General features: G+C 43.7%; 17 protein-coding genes and 1 pseudogene. 5 read left to right on the top strand and 13 right to left on the bottom strand.

What is annotated here, in order from left to right; translation table 11 throughout:
* Positions 1-415: 415 nt before the first annotated feature.
* The 5 genes from xni to queF all read right to left on the bottom strand — a co-directional run bounded on the left by xni (position 416) and on the right by queF (position 7,616).
* Complete coding sequence (gene xni, locus ACQEXR_RS07115) at positions 416-1,192, bottom strand: flap endonuclease Xni (RefSeq protein WP_138971815.1); 777 nt, start codon at positions 1,190-1,192, stop codon at positions 416-418.
* Positions 1,193-1,257: 65 nt separating this feature from the next.
* The gene (ppnN, locus tag ACQEXR_RS07110) at positions 1,258-2,622 is read right to left on the bottom strand and encodes a nucleotide 5'-monophosphate nucleosidase PpnN (protein ID WP_427020017.1); all 1,365 of its coding nucleotides are present in this window, start codon (positions 2,620-2,622) and stop codon (positions 1,258-1,260) included.
* Positions 2,623-2,818: 196 nt separating this feature from the next.
* A complete protein-coding gene (locus ACQEXR_RS07105; protein WP_427020016.1) occupies positions 2,819-4,384 on the bottom strand; it encodes a GGDEF domain-containing protein in 1,566 nt (521 codons plus the stop codon).
* 103 nt (positions 4,385-4,487) lie between these two features.
* On the bottom strand, positions 4,488-6,758 hold the full coding sequence (locus ACQEXR_RS07100) for a tetratricopeptide repeat protein (RefSeq protein WP_426952021.1): 2,271 nt from the start codon (positions 6,756-6,758) through the stop codon (positions 4,488-4,490).
* A gap of 12 nt (positions 6,759-6,770) precedes the next feature.
* Positions 6,771-7,616, bottom strand: coding sequence for an NADPH-dependent 7-cyano-7-deazaguanine reductase QueF (gene queF / locus ACQEXR_RS07095; protein WP_269377894.1), 846 nt, complete (start codon positions 7,614-7,616; stop codon positions 6,771-6,773).
* 82 nt (positions 7,617-7,698) lie between these two features.
* Here queF and syd point away from each other — a divergent pair, with 82 nt between their 5' ends.
* Together syd and ACQEXR_RS07085 are read left to right on the top strand one after the other, a co-directional pair.
* Positions 7,699-8,244, top strand: a complete 546-nt coding sequence (syd, locus tag ACQEXR_RS07090) for a SecY-interacting protein (protein WP_427020015.1) — start codon at positions 7,699-7,701, stop codon at positions 8,242-8,244.
* A 2-nt stretch (positions 8,245-8,246) separates the two neighbouring features.
* Positions 8,247-9,023 (top strand): Zn-ribbon-containing protein, encoded by a 777-nt coding sequence (locus tag ACQEXR_RS07085; protein ID WP_427020014.1) that lies wholly within the window; start codon positions 8,247-8,249, stop codon positions 9,021-9,023.
* A gap of 29 nt (positions 9,024-9,052) precedes the next feature.
* Here ACQEXR_RS07085 and ACQEXR_RS07080 read toward each other — a convergent pair whose 3' ends face one another.
* Genes ACQEXR_RS07080 through ACQEXR_RS07065 form a run of 4 tightly spaced genes read right to left on the bottom strand, consistent with a single transcriptional unit; the run spans position 9,053 to position 11,420 of the window.
* Positions 9,053-9,232, bottom strand: a complete 180-nt coding sequence (locus ACQEXR_RS07080; protein ID WP_427020013.1) for a DUF2897 family protein — start codon at positions 9,230-9,232, stop codon at positions 9,053-9,055.
* A gap of 8 nt (positions 9,233-9,240) precedes the next feature.
* The gene (locus tag ACQEXR_RS07075) at positions 9,241-9,915 is read right to left on the bottom strand and encodes a M15 family metallopeptidase (RefSeq protein WP_331416456.1); all 675 of its coding nucleotides are present in this window, start codon (positions 9,913-9,915) and stop codon (positions 9,241-9,243) included.
* Between the two features lie 2 nt (positions 9,916-9,917).
* Positions 9,918-11,051, bottom strand: coding sequence for a succinyl-diaminopimelate desuccinylase (gene dapE / locus ACQEXR_RS07070; RefSeq protein ID WP_171052266.1), 1,134 nt, complete (start codon positions 11,049-11,051; stop codon positions 9,918-9,920).
* Positions 11,052-11,072: 21 nt separating this feature from the next.
* Entirely contained in the window at positions 11,073-11,420 is a 348-nt protein-coding gene (locus ACQEXR_RS07065; protein ID WP_427020012.1) for an ArsC family reductase, read from the bottom strand.
* 204 nt (positions 11,421-11,624) lie between these two features.
* Between ACQEXR_RS07065 and ACQEXR_RS07060 the strand changes: the two genes are divergently transcribed.
* Positions 11,625-11,912 (top strand): winged helix-turn-helix domain-containing protein, encoded by a 288-nt coding sequence (locus tag ACQEXR_RS07060; RefSeq protein ID WP_138973720.1) that lies wholly within the window; start codon positions 11,625-11,627, stop codon positions 11,910-11,912.
* 41 nt (positions 11,913-11,953) lie between these two features.
* Here the strand turns inward: ACQEXR_RS07060 and ACQEXR_RS07055 are convergent, their stop codons facing one another.
* A complete protein-coding gene (locus ACQEXR_RS07055) occupies positions 11,954-12,232 on the bottom strand; it encodes a DUF2956 family protein (RefSeq protein ID WP_427020011.1) in 279 nt (92 codons plus the stop codon).
* 447 nt (positions 12,233-12,679) lie between these two features.
* Positions 12,680-12,907, bottom strand: coding sequence for a hypothetical protein (locus ACQEXR_RS07050; protein ID WP_050633996.1), 228 nt, complete (start codon positions 12,905-12,907; stop codon positions 12,680-12,682).
* Between the two features lie 135 nt (positions 12,908-13,042).
* On the opposite strand from ACQEXR_RS07050, the gene ACQEXR_RS07045 reads away from it, so the two are divergent.
* Entirely contained in the window at positions 13,043-13,696 is a 654-nt protein-coding gene (locus ACQEXR_RS07045) for a hypothetical protein (RefSeq protein WP_264403536.1), read from the top strand.
* Here ACQEXR_RS07045 and ACQEXR_RS07040 read toward each other — a convergent pair.
* Positions 13,682-13,996 (bottom strand): DUF2384 domain-containing protein, encoded by a 315-nt coding sequence (locus ACQEXR_RS07040; RefSeq protein ID WP_264403535.1) that lies wholly within the window; start codon positions 13,994-13,996, stop codon positions 13,682-13,684. The two genes, ACQEXR_RS07045 and ACQEXR_RS07040, sit on opposite strands and share 15 nt — an antisense overlap.
* A 968-nt stretch (positions 13,997-14,964) precedes the next feature.
* On the opposite strand from ACQEXR_RS07040, the pseudogene mgrA reads away from it, so the two are divergent.
* Positions 14,965-15,978, top strand: a pseudogene (gene mgrA / locus ACQEXR_RS07035) (L-glyceraldehyde 3-phosphate reductase).
* A 122-nt stretch (positions 15,979-16,100) separates the two neighbouring features.
* On the opposite strand, the gene ACQEXR_RS07030 reads toward mgrA, so the two are convergent.
* On the bottom strand, positions 16,101-17,099 hold the full coding sequence (locus tag ACQEXR_RS07030; protein WP_138955000.1) for a glycoside hydrolase family 53 protein: 999 nt from the start codon (positions 17,097-17,099) through the stop codon (positions 16,101-16,103).
* Positions 17,100-17,160 lie beyond the last annotated feature (61 nt).

The following is a 17,160-nucleotide window of genomic DNA, read 5'->3' as shown; positions in this document are numbered from 1 at the left end:
AAACACGCTGGCAGACAAGGACTCTTGCCCATCGAACTGAGTCACAACCAAGGCATCATCGCCGAGTCCTTCTATATTGATGGTATACGCTAAAGTGGCCATTTTTCTCCTCGGGGAAAAGGGAGAAAGCCATAACGTTAACGTACAGTACCACTCATGGCGGTTAAAGATTAAGGCTTCCTAGATACCCAACTAGCGAGGGGGATGTGTGAGCACTTGCCCTCGATCGCTTGTCATTTGAATCACACTGATTTTTCATCTTTATGCTGTTGATTGAGTATCAGAATTGTTTCAATATCAAACAATTTGATCTTGGTTCTATTGCTTGATGAGAAGATAATGGTCATTTAGTATCGAGGGGTTAACGTAGAAGTTGGTTAACTTACCTTGTTCGGTTGATTAAGGTGCTAATTTTTTACTCTTTAGCACCAGTAAAACGAATATCTTGCAAGTTAAACCCAAGTTCTATATCCGTTTTCAGAGCGGCTATTTGTTTGCATCGGCGCGCTGACTCTATATGTTCATCGAGTTTTTTTCTGTACTTAGCGGGGAGCGCTTCACTGGCGTAAGCTTGCTCGATATCTTCAAATTGATTCAGAATCTCTTTTGCGGCTTTAGGACCAATGCCTGGTACACCCGTTACCTGACTTGAGCTAATCCCAGTCAATCCCCAGTAATCCGCCAATTGCTTAGATTTAACGCCAAACTCATTCTCGATAAATGGTTCATCTAACCAACGATGTTGGAAGTAGTCACGGATTTGCAGAGTCGGTGAGAGTAACTGACAGTAGCCCTTATCTGTCGATACAATAGTGACTTTCTCATTGTGGTTGGCGACTTTCATGGCGAGTGTCGCTACCAGATCGTCAGCTTCATCACCTTCAGAAAGTAACGAATCGATTCCAATCTTCCACCATGCATCTTGGATCGACTCTAACCCTTTTAGTAAAGGCTCTGGCATTGGCTTCCGATTTTGTTTGTATTCTGGAAGTATTTCCGCTCGCCATCCTCGCTCTTGCAAGTGGTGGTCAAACACTGCGATGATATGCGTCGGCTTGGACTCAGACAATATCCTATGCAGGGTACGAGATGTGGTTGATATCGTTCTTGCTATATCGTTGGGATCAGGTTGGGCTGAATGGACTCGGCGGATCAGGTTTAGCGCATCGATAATAACAAGATGAATAGACATACAAATCAAAAAAATAAGGGCACAGGGCCCTTATTGTATCGGATGAAGCTAAGAATGCCAGTCTACTAACTACTGGTCTTAATCTGATAGCAAGGTTCGTATGCGGTGCCCCCTGGCAGTTTCATACGGTCTTGCTCAACGAAGTCTCTAAGCAACTTATCCATTTTTTTCATCAGAGTTGCATCGCCGTCCAATATAAATGGACCATGTCGTTCAATCTCTCGGATCCCTTCTGCTTTTACGTTACCAGCCACGATTCCAGAGAAGGCTTGACGCAAGGCTGCGGCGAGATTTTCTGGGCGTTGATTGAGGTGCAGATCAAGGCTCGACATATTGTCATGCGTTGGGTCAAACGGTAACTGAAACTCTGGCTCAATTTTTAGTGACCAGTTGAAGCTGTAGGCGTCACCGGTGTCTTTACGGTGTTGACGGACTTCTGCCATGCTCTGTTTCATGATTTGAGCGACTTTGGCTGGGTCGTCGACAACAATTTGGTAATGCTTCTGAGCATCTGGACCGAGCGTATCCCCAATGAAGCGGTCAATGGAGTTAAAGTATTCTGCACTCTCTTTAGGCCCTGTTAGTACGATACGTAGAGGTTGATCTGCGTTTTCTGGGTGCATCATGATACCCAAAATGTATAGCAACTCTTCTGCGGTCCCCGCACCTCCAGGGAAGATAACAATACCATGCGCCATTCGCACAAACGCTTCTAAACGTTTTTCGATATCAGGCATGATAACCAGTTCATTCACGATCGGGTTTGGCGGCTCTGCGGCAATGATCGATGGTTCAGTGAGGCCAAGATAGCGTTGTTCATAGTAACGTTGTTTGGCGTGTCCAATTGCCGCGCCTTTCATCGGCCCTTCCATTGCGCCGGGGCCACAACCTGTACAGATATTCAACTCACGTAGACCCAGTTCGTTACCGACTTCACGTGTGTATTGGTACTCTGTTGCATTAATCGAGTGGCCACCCCAGCAGACAACAAGGTTAGGTTCGATACCCGGAGTGAGTGCCCCCGCATTGCGCAAGATACCAAAAACAAGGTTAGTGATATGGCTAGCGTTGGTTAAGTTGAGACGCTGATTGTCCGCAAGGTGCATGTTAACGTAGACGATATCACGCAGAACCGAGAACAGATGTTCTTGGATACCTTTGATGATTTCTCCATCAACGAACGCATGCTCTGGAGCGTTACTTAGCTCTAGTTTGATACCACGCTCTCGGCGCACCACGTTTACATCAAATGATTTGTACTTATCCAGCAGCTCTTTTGAGTTGTCAGTATGACTACCTGAGTTGAGTACCGCTAGAGTACAGTTACGGTAGAGTTGGTAAAGATCACTCGCAGCAGTTTTCTTAAGGCGCTCAACTTCAAGTTGAGAGAGTAAGTCCATACTGCCAGCTGGACTGATATGCGTGATCATAGTGACCTCCTTGAACAGTACTCTAGTCGAGTACATTATCGTTGTTATTCTTGTCCTTATGAGTTGCCAACAAGTAGTTATTGTTCAGCAACGGTCTTTTAAGCTTAGCAGGTTTTTGATGATATAAAAGCTAACTGTTTGATATATATAGATCAATCACAGTTTCATTGTGGCAGGAGAGTTGGCGACAGAAGGTTTAACGCCAAACGAGCTGGTTTTTACCGATACTTTTCGCTTCGTTCAGGCACAAGTTGATTCGCTCTAGCACTTCTTCTGGAGTGTCAGAGTCTTTGAAAGCTGTGCTCGCGGCGGAAAGTGTGATGGTTAAATTACGGTCACGGAATTTGAACGGCAGTTTAGAGACCTGAGTCTGTATAGTCTGAATAAGATTAAATGCGTCAGTGTCTGTGACTTCTGGCAGCAAAAGAATGAACTCTTCGCCAGAAAAACGTGCAACCGTGTCGGTATCTTGCAGCTCTTTCTTAATGGTACGAGCAATGATCTTAAGGGCTTTGTCTCCCGCTCCATAACCAAAGCTGTCGTTGATCGACTTAAAGCCATCAATATCCAGCAGCACCACCCGTAAGCAGTGTTGAGCGCGAATCCAGCGTCGATACTCGAGTTCTAAACGATCACTGAAGGCGGCACGATTATATACCTTCGTCAGCGGGTCCAATAACATACGCTGAGCCTGATCTTCTAAACGGCGGCGGTAGTCTTGCGTTACGTCGTATAAGGCTTCCAGTTGATTCTTGCCATAGTCCATACGTTCAAGCAAGGCTTGCTCACGTTGTTCGGCATGCTTTAATCGTTCCGTCAAAGAATTGAGTTGAGCAAGTAGCGGTGTTACTTGTGATTTCAGCGACTCCAGATTGGTTGCCGACGTCACTTTTGCTTGAGTATCGCTCAGCAGATCGGTGAGTTCACCGTTCATTTCTTGGCGATGTTCAAAATAACTGTGTGATTGCTGGACGTTTTGCGCTGAACTTTTCAGTGTGGATGACAGAGACGCATTGACTTGTTCTAGGAACTGTTCAGAGGTCTTACGCTCATAATGGGTGCCATCAATGACCAACTTGAGAGTTTGCAGCGTCATCTCAAGTAATACGTGGCTATTAACGCCAATAAGCAATTTAGCTCGAATATCGGCCAGCAACTCGCCTGATTCGCCCTCAAAGTCCAGTTCGGTAATAAGGTGCTGTAACTCTTCAGACAACCTCAGCAGCAATTCACGGTCGGAGCTGCTGGAGATCTTATTAATGCTGAAGTCAGGATTAGAAGTGATGATTTTAACAGAGCGTTCGTAGAGGCTGAGAAGACGCAGAGCTTGTTCTGCTTTAGAGTGCTCAAGACCGCTGGAGTAACTCAGTAGATCACGTAGATCGCGTTTTATCTTAGCGGGCAGCCCAGTAAGACGCAGCAGGGTTTCACCGCTGTGTTTAATTTGCGTGTCTAAGTGCTCTGTCTGTTTTTCCATAGCCAAGCCTTGTTGTTTAAGCAAGCGTTCTAATACCGCGAGTTTCGGTATTAGTGTACTGACGTCTTGTTGTTGCTCTATAGCTTGTTTTAGTTCTATTAGACCCGTCTGAAGTCGCGGGTTTTCACTTTTATAGGCGGCACTAAGCGACGCAATAATGCGTTGGAGTACCTTTTGTTCTCTTTTAAATTTGAACGAGGTATCCCTTTGTGTCAATCGAACCTGTTCCAATTGAGATTTCAGGTTGTGCAGCTGTGACTGAAGATCTTGTTCGAGGACGCCCATGAAAATCTAAACTTAAAGATAGAATCTAATTTATTTATTAATCTGTCGATAATATCAAATAAAACGAGGGCGTCACGACTTACCACGTTTGATTGACGAGCTTTTACTCATCTTTTAGTAGTTTTTTGATGCTGTCCTCATTCTTGAACGAAGAGTGTACTTTTATTAGCCCTTGGTTGATGGAATGCTTGCAAGCCTTGCGGATATTACCAGTGGCTAAACTTGCAGCAGGTGCGTTTTCAATGGCTTTTAAATAGACCCATTGACTTGAATGTTCTTTCATACTCAGTGTGCGAGCGGTACTGGTTGACATCAGTAGTACATCAATTAGTTCCTTATCATTAACCGCAGTATACGCTCTTGGAAGGAATGGATAGTCTGCCATACCAATACGAATGACGCGGTTAAGAATCCGATCAGGCTTGAATTCCATGATCCATTGTTGGATCTTTTCGAACATGGCCTCTGGATCGGTACTGTCTTTACTATTTGGTTCGATATAAAGCAGATTGGCATCGGAAAAATGGTAAATACGCGCAGGGTGCTCCACTTTTTGTTGTAGATAATCGCCAAATGCACGTTCTAATTTGAGTCCTTCCTGATAACCATGTTGAAGGTACATATTGCGCAGGAAAGGGACATCAATCATCACAAAACGTAAACGATCATTAAGTGGCTCATGTATCAGTTCCCCTACATGCCATTTTTCAAACTTGTGGCTGCTTTCTTCTAGTGAAGCTGGCAACTTCGCATTGAGCATCCGTAGGTTTTTCAGCCCTGAACGGGAATGCGTATAAAGATCTTCATTAAGCTCATCGAGCTCTTCTTTCTGGACATTGATTACGTGACCACGGCGCAACAAGAAGATAAACAGTAAGGCGCAGAGAAGAAACAGCGTAAAGGTAATGTTTTGGAACTTGCGATATTCATTGTGCGTCTTCTCCAACTGCTCTTTCTGTCCGTTGAGATGAAGAGTTTGCTCGACGAACTCCTTCTGCTGACGAAATGCGTCTTCGCTGATCAGATCGAGTTGCTGCTGCTCAATGGTCGCCAAGGAGTTGTATTGAACCAGATATTTGAGAGCAAGCTTATACTCTTTATTGAGTTCGTAGCCGAGGTAAAGCAGCTGACACGCTGATTTTTGCGTGCCGATATCCTGCTGCTGTTTGGCAATTTCTAGAGCTTTACGCGCTTTGGTAATTACCTTTTGTGGCTCCTGTTTATGAAGAGCTAAACCGGATTCAAGGAGATACGCATAGGACTTTAACCGTGGAATCTCCGCATAGGCCAGTAACTCTTGTGCTCGGTCTAAATACTGCTCAGCCAATGTGTAGTTGACTAGATGCAAGTAGGTAGCCGCAAGAGAGATGCGAATTTCAATCACGCTCTCAATATTGTTCTGTAGACGTTCATGATCCATTGCGTTGAAGTAATGAACTAATGCGAGATTATATTTTGCCTGCTGGAAATAGATGTCCCCCATGCTTTTGAGAATGGGAGCAAGGGCAGGGGAGTTCTGGTAGTTGTCGAAAAAGTCTGCCGCCTGTGAGTAGTGATCGTTGGCCTTATCTAATACCTTTCGTTCGTAGAAGAGCTGGCCCAGAGTGCGGTTGACCTCAGCGAGCTGTCGAGCTGAGTCTGTTTCTATCGATTTCCAGTAACTGATGAGTAATTCAGAGAGCGCTCGATTGTACTTCTTGTTAGCAAGCAGGTGCTGACCCACAGTTGTGTGATACTCGATCCATGTGTGGATTGACTTCGCACTTTCAACATACGGCTTAGCTGCTAGGTAATACTCATCTGCGATGGCAATTTCACCTTCTTTTGACGCAATGGCGGCTTTGAGCATGATGATGTTGTATTTTAATCCACGAGCGAGCTGTTGTGAATTGCCAATTTGGTCAAACTCTTGTTCGACTTTTGATAGCACGTCTCTTGCTTTGATCGCGTTACCATCAATAAGCCAGTTGAGCCTAAGTTCGTCGAGCTTGGTTTCGATAAGTAAATAGGGTAATCGATAGGTTTGAGCTAAGGTTTTCGCTTCTTGCAGATATTTTAGTGCGCCGGGTACATTACCGATATTAAAATCTGCTTGAGCCAATATTCTTAACGCATCGATAGTGCTACCCGGAGTGCGTGTCCGACTGTCGGTTTCATCTCGAGAAATGCCAGAAGGGCTCTGATCGGTTTTATCAGATAAGGTACGCTGGTTAAGATAATCCGTCGCTAATTGTTTCGCCTGTTTGGGAACAATATTGACCAGACTATTCGCTTCGTTTAGTGATGGTGAAGAATAAATCGTACTCGCCATCAGGGGTGAAGACACCATCAGCATCAAAGCGCAGATGTAGTGTTTCCAGCGTATTCTTATCATTCTGAGTAATTCCTATTGGCGAGCCATACGTTGATTATGATTTGGCTGGCTGTTCACATTTGAACGATATGGGTTGATGTCCAAGCCTCCGCGACGCGTGTAGCGTGCGTAAACGGTCAAGGTTTCAGGCTGACAAAATTCCATTATGTCAGTGAAAATACGTTCAACACACTGTTCATGGAACTCATTGTGTTCACGGAATGAAACGATATAGCGTAGCAGTGCTTCACGATCTATCTGCTTACCCTTGTATTGAATTTCAACGCTGCCCCAGTCTGGCTGGTTGGTGATTAGGCAGTTTGATTTAAGCAGGTGGCTGTGTAGGCTCTCTTCTACCACTTCGCCTGTAGCAGCACCTTGAATCAGTGTTCTGTCGAAGTCATAGCTAGTTATTTCGATGTCCTGCTCATCAATACACTCTCCATCCATAGTGACGATGAGTGAATCAGTGTAGTCGACAACAGAGCGAACCGTGACGGAAACCTCTTCGCCAGCGCATTGAGACAGATCTTTGACCAATACGCGCTCCACCTCGTCCCAAGATGAAAATTGGGTTTGATTGAAACTATTTAGGTAGAGCTTAAAAGATTTGGATTCGATTAGGTTGGCACTGGTCGCAGGGATTGAAACCTCGCCAATCGCAACTTGTGGCAGCCCTTTGTCATTTAACCAAGAGAGTTCGTACAAAGTCCAAATATCACAGCCTTGGAACGGCAGGCTATCGCCAAGCTCAAGATCATCTCGGTTGAGGCTGCGAGGAACCGGTTGCAGTAGGCTCGGGTCGTACTGGTTAGAATACTCAGTCTTTTGGCCTAAGGTTAGACCGGCAAGTTCTTTGGCGTCAGAATATTTGCTCATACTTTTGTTCATTTTCTATTAGAATGTCGAGAATTTTACGCAATCCCGCTGTTAAAAGCGAATATTCATGTTGGAGAATCTAATGGCTGATAATGCCTTACAAGCGTTACTCTCATTCAGTGAAAAATATCGTCAGGCACACTTAGATGTATCAGGTCAGTTACCGACGAGTACTGAGTTGGTGGATCTCGTCTCGCCATGCGTTGAGAGAAAGAGCGATGAGGCGGTAGAGTGGCAAGCTTGTCAGCGAGACACTCCTGCGGATTTTACCAATGTTGAAAGCGCGATAGAGCTGAGCTTACATCAAGATATCAAGACCTTTTATGGTTCTCAATATAGCGCAGATATGGATGCGACTTGGCAAGGCAACGAACTGACTTTGCTCCAAGTTTGGAGTGATGACGATTTTGTTCGACTACAAGAAAACATCTTAGGGCACCTTGTTACTCAACGCCGCCTAAAACTTAAACCTACCGTATTTATTGCTGCAACAGATGCGGAACTGGACGTGATTTCAATCTGCAACCTTTCTGGTAATGTCATTCTCGAACGCTTAGGGACGGATAAACGAGATATCTTAGCGCAAGATATCGCGCAGTTTTTAGCGAATCTAGAGCCAGTGGTGTAAGTATGTACGTTGTAGAACTTCAGTTCGAGTGCTTCGATAACACCACCATCTCGGCAGTGGATAAAGCAATTAATGGGTTGATGGATGCGTTTCGTTATAACGGTCAAGTGCTCGGCCGTGAATTTCCAATTGTGATGGGGGATGGCGAGTTTTATGTTCGCGTCGTCTGTCCTGAGCAAGATAGTTTGCACCCTAACTACCACTCTGATTTTGTCAAAGTGTGCCTTAATCGCTTGACTGCAGCTTGTCTGCTGGCACCCAAAATGCGTTTACTTGGGCGCGACCTAAACTCAGAAGAGGCGGCGGAACAAGAAGCGCCAAGCTGGCAAGTTTTGTATACCACGTATGTTCATACATGTTCTCCACTGCGTAGTGGAGAAACCCTGCTACCCATCCCACTTTATCGTAATGATCCGACGCTCAATGGTGACCATAAAGCCGTGATTAAGTGGCAAACAGAGTGGCAGGCATGTGACGAGATCCAGATGGCAGGTGGCTGCCGAGCAGAACATGCCGCTTTGCATGAGATTTGCGATACTGACAGCGTTCTATTTAAGCGCGGTTGGGATTTACGTGGTCGGATTGAGTACATCACTAAGATACCCACGTATTACTACCAATACCGTGTGGGTGGAAAAAGTCTTGCGGATGAGCAAGGGCGCAAGTGTCCAAAGTGCGGTGGAGAATGGCTTTTGGACCAACCCTTACACGATATCTTTTATTTCAAGTGTGACAATTGTCGTATCGTTTCCAATATCTCTTGGGATCACATCAAGTAGTAAGAGACATGATAATAAAAGACCTGCGACTATTGCGGGTCTTTTTCGCTGTGGCTATCGGGTTTACTCTCTGACTCTTTTGTGGAATCAGGCTTCTTGTCTATCTGACCAAACTTCATCTTGGCTGTGTATTTTAGTGCGGCAATGTTACCAATGATGACACTCAGAACAATAAAGATGATAACCCAAGGGTTGGTGAGGAATTCCATCACAATACCTACTGACAAATATTACTAATAAACTGATTGTAGATCGTTTCTAGCTGCGCTAACACCGCTTGCTGACCCAAAATAGGCGTTCTCTCAAGCTGTTGCTCAAGAGTTGAGAGCGTCAATAGTCGCAAGCACTGCTCTGCACTAGAACGATGACTTATGTGCCATGGCTCAAAGGCAACGCCACCAAGGTCTTTTGCATAGGGGAAAAAGAATCCGTGCTGAGCAAGATTCTCTTTCAACCAGAGATAGAACTTAGCTTGATGACCGCTAAGATATTCCCAAGGCTCCAGTTGCAATTGAGTATCGGCTGGCAGACTGTCTCGGTCAAAAAGATCGAAGTCGGTTCCCCAATGGTGGCGGCTGCCCCCAGGCAGGGCAGACCAGCGTAAAATGGCCATCACCTTTTGCTCTTCAGACAGGCCTCCCACCTCTAAAGGTTGGCTGTTACTGCCTAGAATCATGGTGTTTCCCGACATCTTGTTGTTCCAGATGGTTTTCTGACGCTCAAAGTCGCGAAATCCACTGGCGATGTTGAGATTAAAGCCAGCCTGAGCAGCCGACGTTTTGAGGGACAACAGATCATGACTCACTTGTGGATGAACCAAAAAAGCTTTTTGCCCGACAATAGTTTCGACTAAATGGGAGCTGGTTTGTCCGGTTAGCTGCTCAGGTGTCATGATCACGCGAGTAAGTTCTCTAGAGTTTTCTGATACATTGCAGTGAGTTTTTCTAAGTCAGCGATTTTGACGCACTCGTTCACTTTGTGAATAGTCGCATTTACCGGACCTAACTCAACGACCTGACCACCCATTCTTGCGATAAAACGGCCATCTGACGTACCGCCTGTTGTCAATAGAGCTGGTTTAGTCTGATTAACGGCGTCTACTGCATCGACGACGGCGTCAAGCAGTGCGCCAGTATCAGTCAGGAATGGGTCGCCGTTGAACGTCCATTTAAGCTGGTAATCCAGATCATGTTTATCCAGAGTCTCAGTCACACGCTCAACGATAATCTCATTGCTAAGTTCAGTACTGAAACGCAAATTAAACTGCACGTTGAATTCACCAGGAATCACATTCGATGCGCCTGTACCGGCGTGTACGTTGGGGATCTGAAAACTGGTTGGCGGGAAATAAGCATTGCCTTGGTCCCACTCAGTGGTCGCCAATTCGTGGATAGCCATTAGTGATTGATGAACTGGGTTGCGCGCCAAGTGTGGGTAAGCAACGTGACCTTGAATCCCTTTAACCGTGAGATCACCAGTAATAGAACCGCGCCGACCATTTTTGACCACGTCGCCGACCACTTCAGTACTGGAGGGTTCGCCCACGATACACATATCGATGGTTTCGCCACGTTCCATGAGAGCTTCAACAACTCTGACCGTGCCGTTAATAAACGGACCTTCTTCATCTGAGGTGATGAGAAAGCCAATTGAACCTTTGTGGTTTGGGTTCTCGGCGATGAATTGTTCTACTGCAATAATCATACTCGCCAACGAACCTTTCATATCCGCAGCACCGCGACCATGCAAAAACTCACCTTTAATGGTGGGTTCAAAAGGTGGCGTATCCCAGTGTTCTAGCTTTCCGGCAGGAACAACGTCTGTATGACCAGCAAAGGCAAAGAGTGGTGCTTCGGTGCCTCGGCGAGCCCAAAAGTTAGTGGTGTCTTCAAACACCATCACTTCGATATTAAAGCCAAGAGCCTCAAGACGTTTAATCATTACATCTTGGCAGCCTGCATCTTCTGGTGTTACTGATTGACGGCTAATTAAATCTTTTGCGAGAGCCAGAGTCGGGCTGTCTGTCATCCTTGAAATCCTTTACTTATGTTATGAAAAAATAGCGGCGTACTGGTCGGCTTTAAAACCTAGGTGGTAGGTATCATTGGCAACCAGAATAGGGCGCTTGATCATTGCTGGTTGTTCTACCAACAGTTCTATCGCACTGTTTTGGTCAAGATTGTCTTTTTGCTCTTGAGAGAGTTGGCGAAAGGTTGTGCCGCGTTTATTGACGACGTTCTCCCAGCCAAGTTGCTGACAGAATGTCTCAACCATCGCTTTGTCGATACCTTGTTTGCGGTAATCGTGAAAATGGTATTCCACTCCCTCTGCCTCAAGCCATTTTTTTGCTTTTTTGATGGTGTCGCAGTTAGGGATGCCATACATGGTGATTGTCATACTAGAACCTTCGAAAGTGACTTTTATAATATGTTTTCTGCATCCTAGCAGGAACTACACAGCGAGACAAAAGTGTGATGGATATATTTCATTGAGCTAAAAAAAGATGTTTCAAACGATGACGATCGTAGAGTTTTTGATCGAACGCAACACACGCCGAGACAAAACAGAAATAATGACTCTAGAAATTTATAGGAGGTATCAATGGAATTGAGTCCTGTCTTTGCAAGGCGCTTGTATCTTGCACTGCTTGTTGAAAACTTAGAGCGCCCCAATGTGCCCAAGCTGATTGAGCAAACAGGCTGGCCGCGTCGCACCATTCAAGACGTGATTAAAGCATTACCGGGGATTGGCATTGAGCTGATGTTTGTCCAAGATGGCAGGCGTCACAACGATGGTTATTATCAACTATCGGATTGGGGACCGTTCGATAGCCAATGGGTTACCGATCGAAGATCGGATATTGCCGCCAGTTTAGGTTTTAGTGCTTAAACGAGGATCATCAACCTAGCGAGTTAATCGCTAGGTTTTTTTTATTTCTGAGTAACATAAATAAAGAATCCTATCCAACTTACGATGAGTAACAACCACGGAAGTATTGATGATTTAGCCGAAACCGGTTCTTGATCCCTTTGTGGCAATGGCTCTGATTGCTGAGTCGGTTGTTTGGCTTTCTGAACTCTTTTCTTCGCCTTATCTGCCTGACGAGAACGCTCTTTTTGTTGCTTTTTATACTGCGCAATGCCTTTTTCGATCCCTTGAGCAATCAGTTTAGTTTGCTCTTCAACTCTTAAATACGGGAAAATTATCAATTGAGTGAGTGTTTAAGTGTAATCTTTTTCAAATACAGTCACTTACAGGTTTTGAAAAATGTTTCCTTTACAAAATTAAGAGCGCTATGTAATGCTTTGATTGATTTGCCTCATTGTTGTGTAAAAACGACGTAAAAATTCTTTACAAAAAATAGGCGTCATTTCAAGGCACTTGTTAGTATTTTTAGCTCTTTTTTTTAGGGATATTTAGGTATCGCTAATTTCCCACAATTCCCAAGAGCGGATGTGAACCATGCAATGAAAACGACTAATGTCCAATCGAACAACCTTAGAATATCTGAAATAGATATGTTCGTATACTTGCTCTACTACGGTTTCGTCCATCAATATATCAGGCTGATATGGTTTGACTGTAAAGCTAAGCTTTTACAATTCCCAAAGCTTTAAGTGGCATTAGTCGTCTTCTCGATTTGCATTTTATACAACTTAGCATTCTTTTATTTTAATATGCCCTTGTTCAACCAATAAAATGAACCGCTCAAAATCATGCTGATAGGCATAAACAGGATGTGGTGCAGCTGAACCAGCTAAAAACTCTTCGAAAGCCAATCTATAGGTGATAGGTAGTTCACTTGGGTCAATGACTTTGAATGGAACATTGGGCAAATTAAAAGGGGTTAGTGTCGGGTATAACGTTGATTTGTTTGTTGTCATAGAGTTCTTCCTTTCCTTTCTTTTTGTTAGGTTACTATGTTACGTAGCACTAATCACAGTCGTGCATCAACATTTAGGTGACTATTTGTTGTTCTCAATGATAGACGGGACTCAACGCAACCTTAGGAGTTTGTTATGAATCAGAAAACTCGACTGCGCAATTTAGGCGGTGGGATCAATATTCTTTCCGATTTTTCGCGGCAAGACATTGATGTTGGTTTTTGGCAGGAGTGCTGTGCTGAAATTAAAGTTTATGCCGTTTTACGAACGAAAGGTGGGAGTGGTGAGCGTCATATTGTGCGAGTTCTACAGAAAGAATTAATGCAGCGTGGAGAACGCCCCCTTATTGTAAGAATATTTGGAACTCGCAAGGACGAGTATGGACCATACTTTGACTCATTAACTCGGTTAGAAGGTCCTGATAAATTGACAGGTTCTATCATATGGGATTGGAGCGAGAGTCACTGCAACTATCAGCTAGCTCTGATTCTACTCAAATCATCATTCACGAGCGTAATTTTAACTCAAGGGGGAAGCTCTGGAGTTGACTATAAAGATGTCATAAAAGCAGCCGAATTGGCTCGACATACATATTTAAGTGTCAATGTTGACTGTGATTCGTCTGTAGAATCTCAAAAAAACGTAGTGGAAGAGCTGAAAAACTCGATGCTAAATTTGGAATGTGTTTCTTCTGTGTTATGGAAGGGAAATCGACGGGATGAGCCACATTATGAGCTTATGAACCTGTCTAATGTAGGTGTCGAACACCCTTTGTCAGCTCAAAACTAAGCTCTCAATCTTTTCTCTGACTTCTTGCAAATCAGATAGGCGTCCTGAAGCGATGATACTAGTTGGGCTTCGTCCATTGAAGAAGGTGTTGTTGTTTGTATGACTCATAAAGCCATATACATTGTCTTCATTGCTAAATATTGCCCTTAAAGCGGTATGGATATTTAAAATGTGGCTGATTCTAATTTCAAGATTACCCTCTTCAGTTGGTAGAATAACTTGTATCTGTCCATGGGTAGCTCCCCATTTTAACAACAATGTTTCGGCGTATTTTAGCCCGATGGCTAGCTTTTGATTCATCAAAACTTATCCCTAATCTATTATCGTTATATTAAATATTAATGTATTTTCGCCAGTTTCTGCATCGAATAAAGCCTTAATGTGCAGAGCATTGGTGGTAGCACGTTGAGAGAAGGCATGTCCAATATATGATTTCATTTTCAACAGAACTGAGACGTAGAATCGACATATTGTCGATCTTATGTCTATCAAATTAAGGTTAGTGGAGCGACATAGAATCAACAAAATGTCGATTCTATGTCTATTGTCATGTGAGTAACAGCGTCGTTCTATATCTGTACTGTGAGTGTTATGTCTAGGCTGTATCGTGACGTAGAGTAGTTTGGGAGAATAATAAAATCGCAAGGAGCTACAGTTAACCTTCGTTATTCGAACACGTTTTTCTGCGACAACCAACTTGAAAAGCATCGATACTACTAACGATGCTCCAGTAACTGACATCGCTGTCAGAGCCCAATATAGTTTGAGTAATTCCAATTAAAATTGAATAATTACAATATAGTTTGATCATTTTCGACCTTTAAAGGTGTGACTTGCGAGACATAAGCTACCTCATAAATGCCCCAAACTGCGTTAGATTAACTATTCATTACATTTCGATGATGCACTCTTTGACCAACTTGGAGTAATGCTTCTATGGATAAATTTGTCTAGTAGAGCGGTGGTAGTTCACTGTTCTGTGGGACTTGACCTTCTCTCAATGGTTAAACAGTGCTACCTAAATGTAAACGAATATCAAAATTAGAACCTGTTCTTATGAAGCTGACAATAAAATTCCTATTTTATTATGATATTACTAGTTATCTTTATTTTATAATCGTTATTACAATTTTGTGTTTTTGGGACCTGGATGTAATAAAAATACGTTATGGTGACACCGTTATATCTTGATGTCGCTGTATACCGTTTTTCTTTGGCAGGGATGTTGAGTGTGTAAATAGTCATCAATATGGATTTAGAGATATCAAATGAACACAAATAATCATGCTCCGATTGCTCGTTATTTAGTTGATGAAATGCGTTACGAGTCTATGCCATATAGACTGTGCGGAAACAGTGGTTTACTTCTGCCAGCACTGTCACTTGGGCTATGGCATAATTTTGGTGAGTATGACTCGTATGCAAATGCGCGTTTTATTCTTCGTAAGGCATTTGATTTGGGAGTCACTCATTTTGACTTGGCGAATAACTACGGACCGCCGTATGGTTCTGCTGAAGAAACACTTGGCCGGATCCTGAGTCAGGATTTAGCCAGCTATCGTGATGAACTTATCATTTCCACTAAAGCTGGATATGATATGTGGCCAGGGCCTTATGGTGTTGGTGGGTCTCGTAAGTATCTTGTGGCGAGCATTGATCAATCTCTAAAGCGCATGAAACTTGATTATGTTGATATTTTTTATCATCACACTCCTGATCCTGACACCCCTCTGGAGGAAACGATATCTGCGCTAGATATTTTAGTTCGCCAGGGGAAAGCATTGTATGTGGGTATTTCGAATTACTCACCATAGCAAACTGATCAAGCACTGAAATTATTTGAGCAACTGGGTACACCGTGCCTTGTCCATCAAGCAAGATATTCAATGTTTGAGCGTCAGGTAGAAGATGGCCTGCTAGAAACACTAAATCACGCAGGCGTAGGTATGGTCGCTTTTTCTCCTTTAGCGCAAGGACTACTAACTGAGAAATATTTGCACGGCATCCCGCAGGGATCTAGAGCAGATAATCAGCGTTCTTATCTAGAAGCCAACTTAGTTGAACATTATCTACCAAATATTAAAGCCCTGTCGAATATTGCGAGCGAGCGAGGAGAATCTCTTGCACAAATGGCACTTGCTTGGCTTCTTAGTGATAAACGCGTTTCTTCTGTTTTGATTGGTGCAAGCTCACCGGGCCAACTGTGTGAAAATGTAGCCGCTGTGAGGCATTTGGAGTTTTCAGAATCAGAGAAAGAACAGATTCAAGGTATCCTTTTCTGAAATGACAATATCAGTATTTATTGCGGCTATAGATACGTATTAATTCAAACTATAGCTTCGTTCGCTCTTTTTGATTGTACCCCTCTAACCATAGAGGGGCTTGGAAAATACTCTGCTTTGAGTTATTCAAGAAAAGCGTCAAGAGCTTGAGTAGGCTGGCGCGTATTTGGATCCCATGCACCTAAAGTATAACCTTGCCAACTATATGCCTGTGGCTCCCAGTAGAAAATCCCAATGCCTTTATCTTGATTAACACTACGTACTTTTTGGATCATATCGGCAACGATAGTCTTTGCTTGAGGCTCATCCCAAGGCACACCAATTTCAGTGATCATCACTTCCGTTCCGTAGCGCTCGACCATATCATTGAGATTAGAGAGGCATTGATTGTTTGCTTCTTGCCAAGTAAGGCCAGTAGCATTCTTGGGATAGGAAGATGCGCCAATAACATCCCACCAAGCACTGTTGGATTGTAAGCCATCAAGAATCCACCGGAAATTAGCATTGTCGTGACAGTTGGCTAAATGGACGATGACCTTAGCGTCTGGGAATACTTCTTTGGCTGCGTTGCGTCCGCTATTAAACAACCATGCATAGTTACGCATGTTGCTTGAAGCCATTCCTTCATTCCATAGCATTCCGTTGTTGGTTTCATTACCGACTTGAATCCATTTTGGTGTGATACCTGCAGCTTTTAAGGTGTTGAGTGAGTCTCTAGTGTAAGACCATACTTGTCCCATTAAATCTTCGAAGCTCAGTTGTTGCCATGCTGCGGGTTTCCACTGGTTACCTGGATCGGCCCAAGTGTCGCTATAGTGGAAGTCAATCATCACATCCATATTCGCGTCTTTGGCCCACTGCGCTTTGACAATTACATCATTCAGTGAGCTGTAATAACCATCACTGGGGTTAACCCAGACACGAAGACGCACTGCGTTCATGCCATGGTCTCGTAATATTGAAAGGACATCTTGTCGATAGCCCCAATCGTTGTAGAACTCGTAGCCACTGTCTTCCATCTGAGTTATCCAACTAATATCCGCACCTTTAATAAAAGCGTGAGAATAGTTTGAGGCCACTAATGAGCCGAAGATGGCTAGTGTTTTTAGGGTATTGTTCATCGTTTCACCGTTTTTATATATTCACGTTTTAATTGTTTTTAAACGTAAATAATATAGCAAA

The organism is Vibrio sp. TRT 2004 (assembly GCF_050113735.1).
In the GTDB taxonomy this organism is placed as follows: domain Bacteria; phylum Pseudomonadota; class Gammaproteobacteria; order Enterobacterales; family Vibrionaceae; genus Vibrio.
This window is presented reverse-complemented; position numbering and strand designations above follow the sequence as displayed.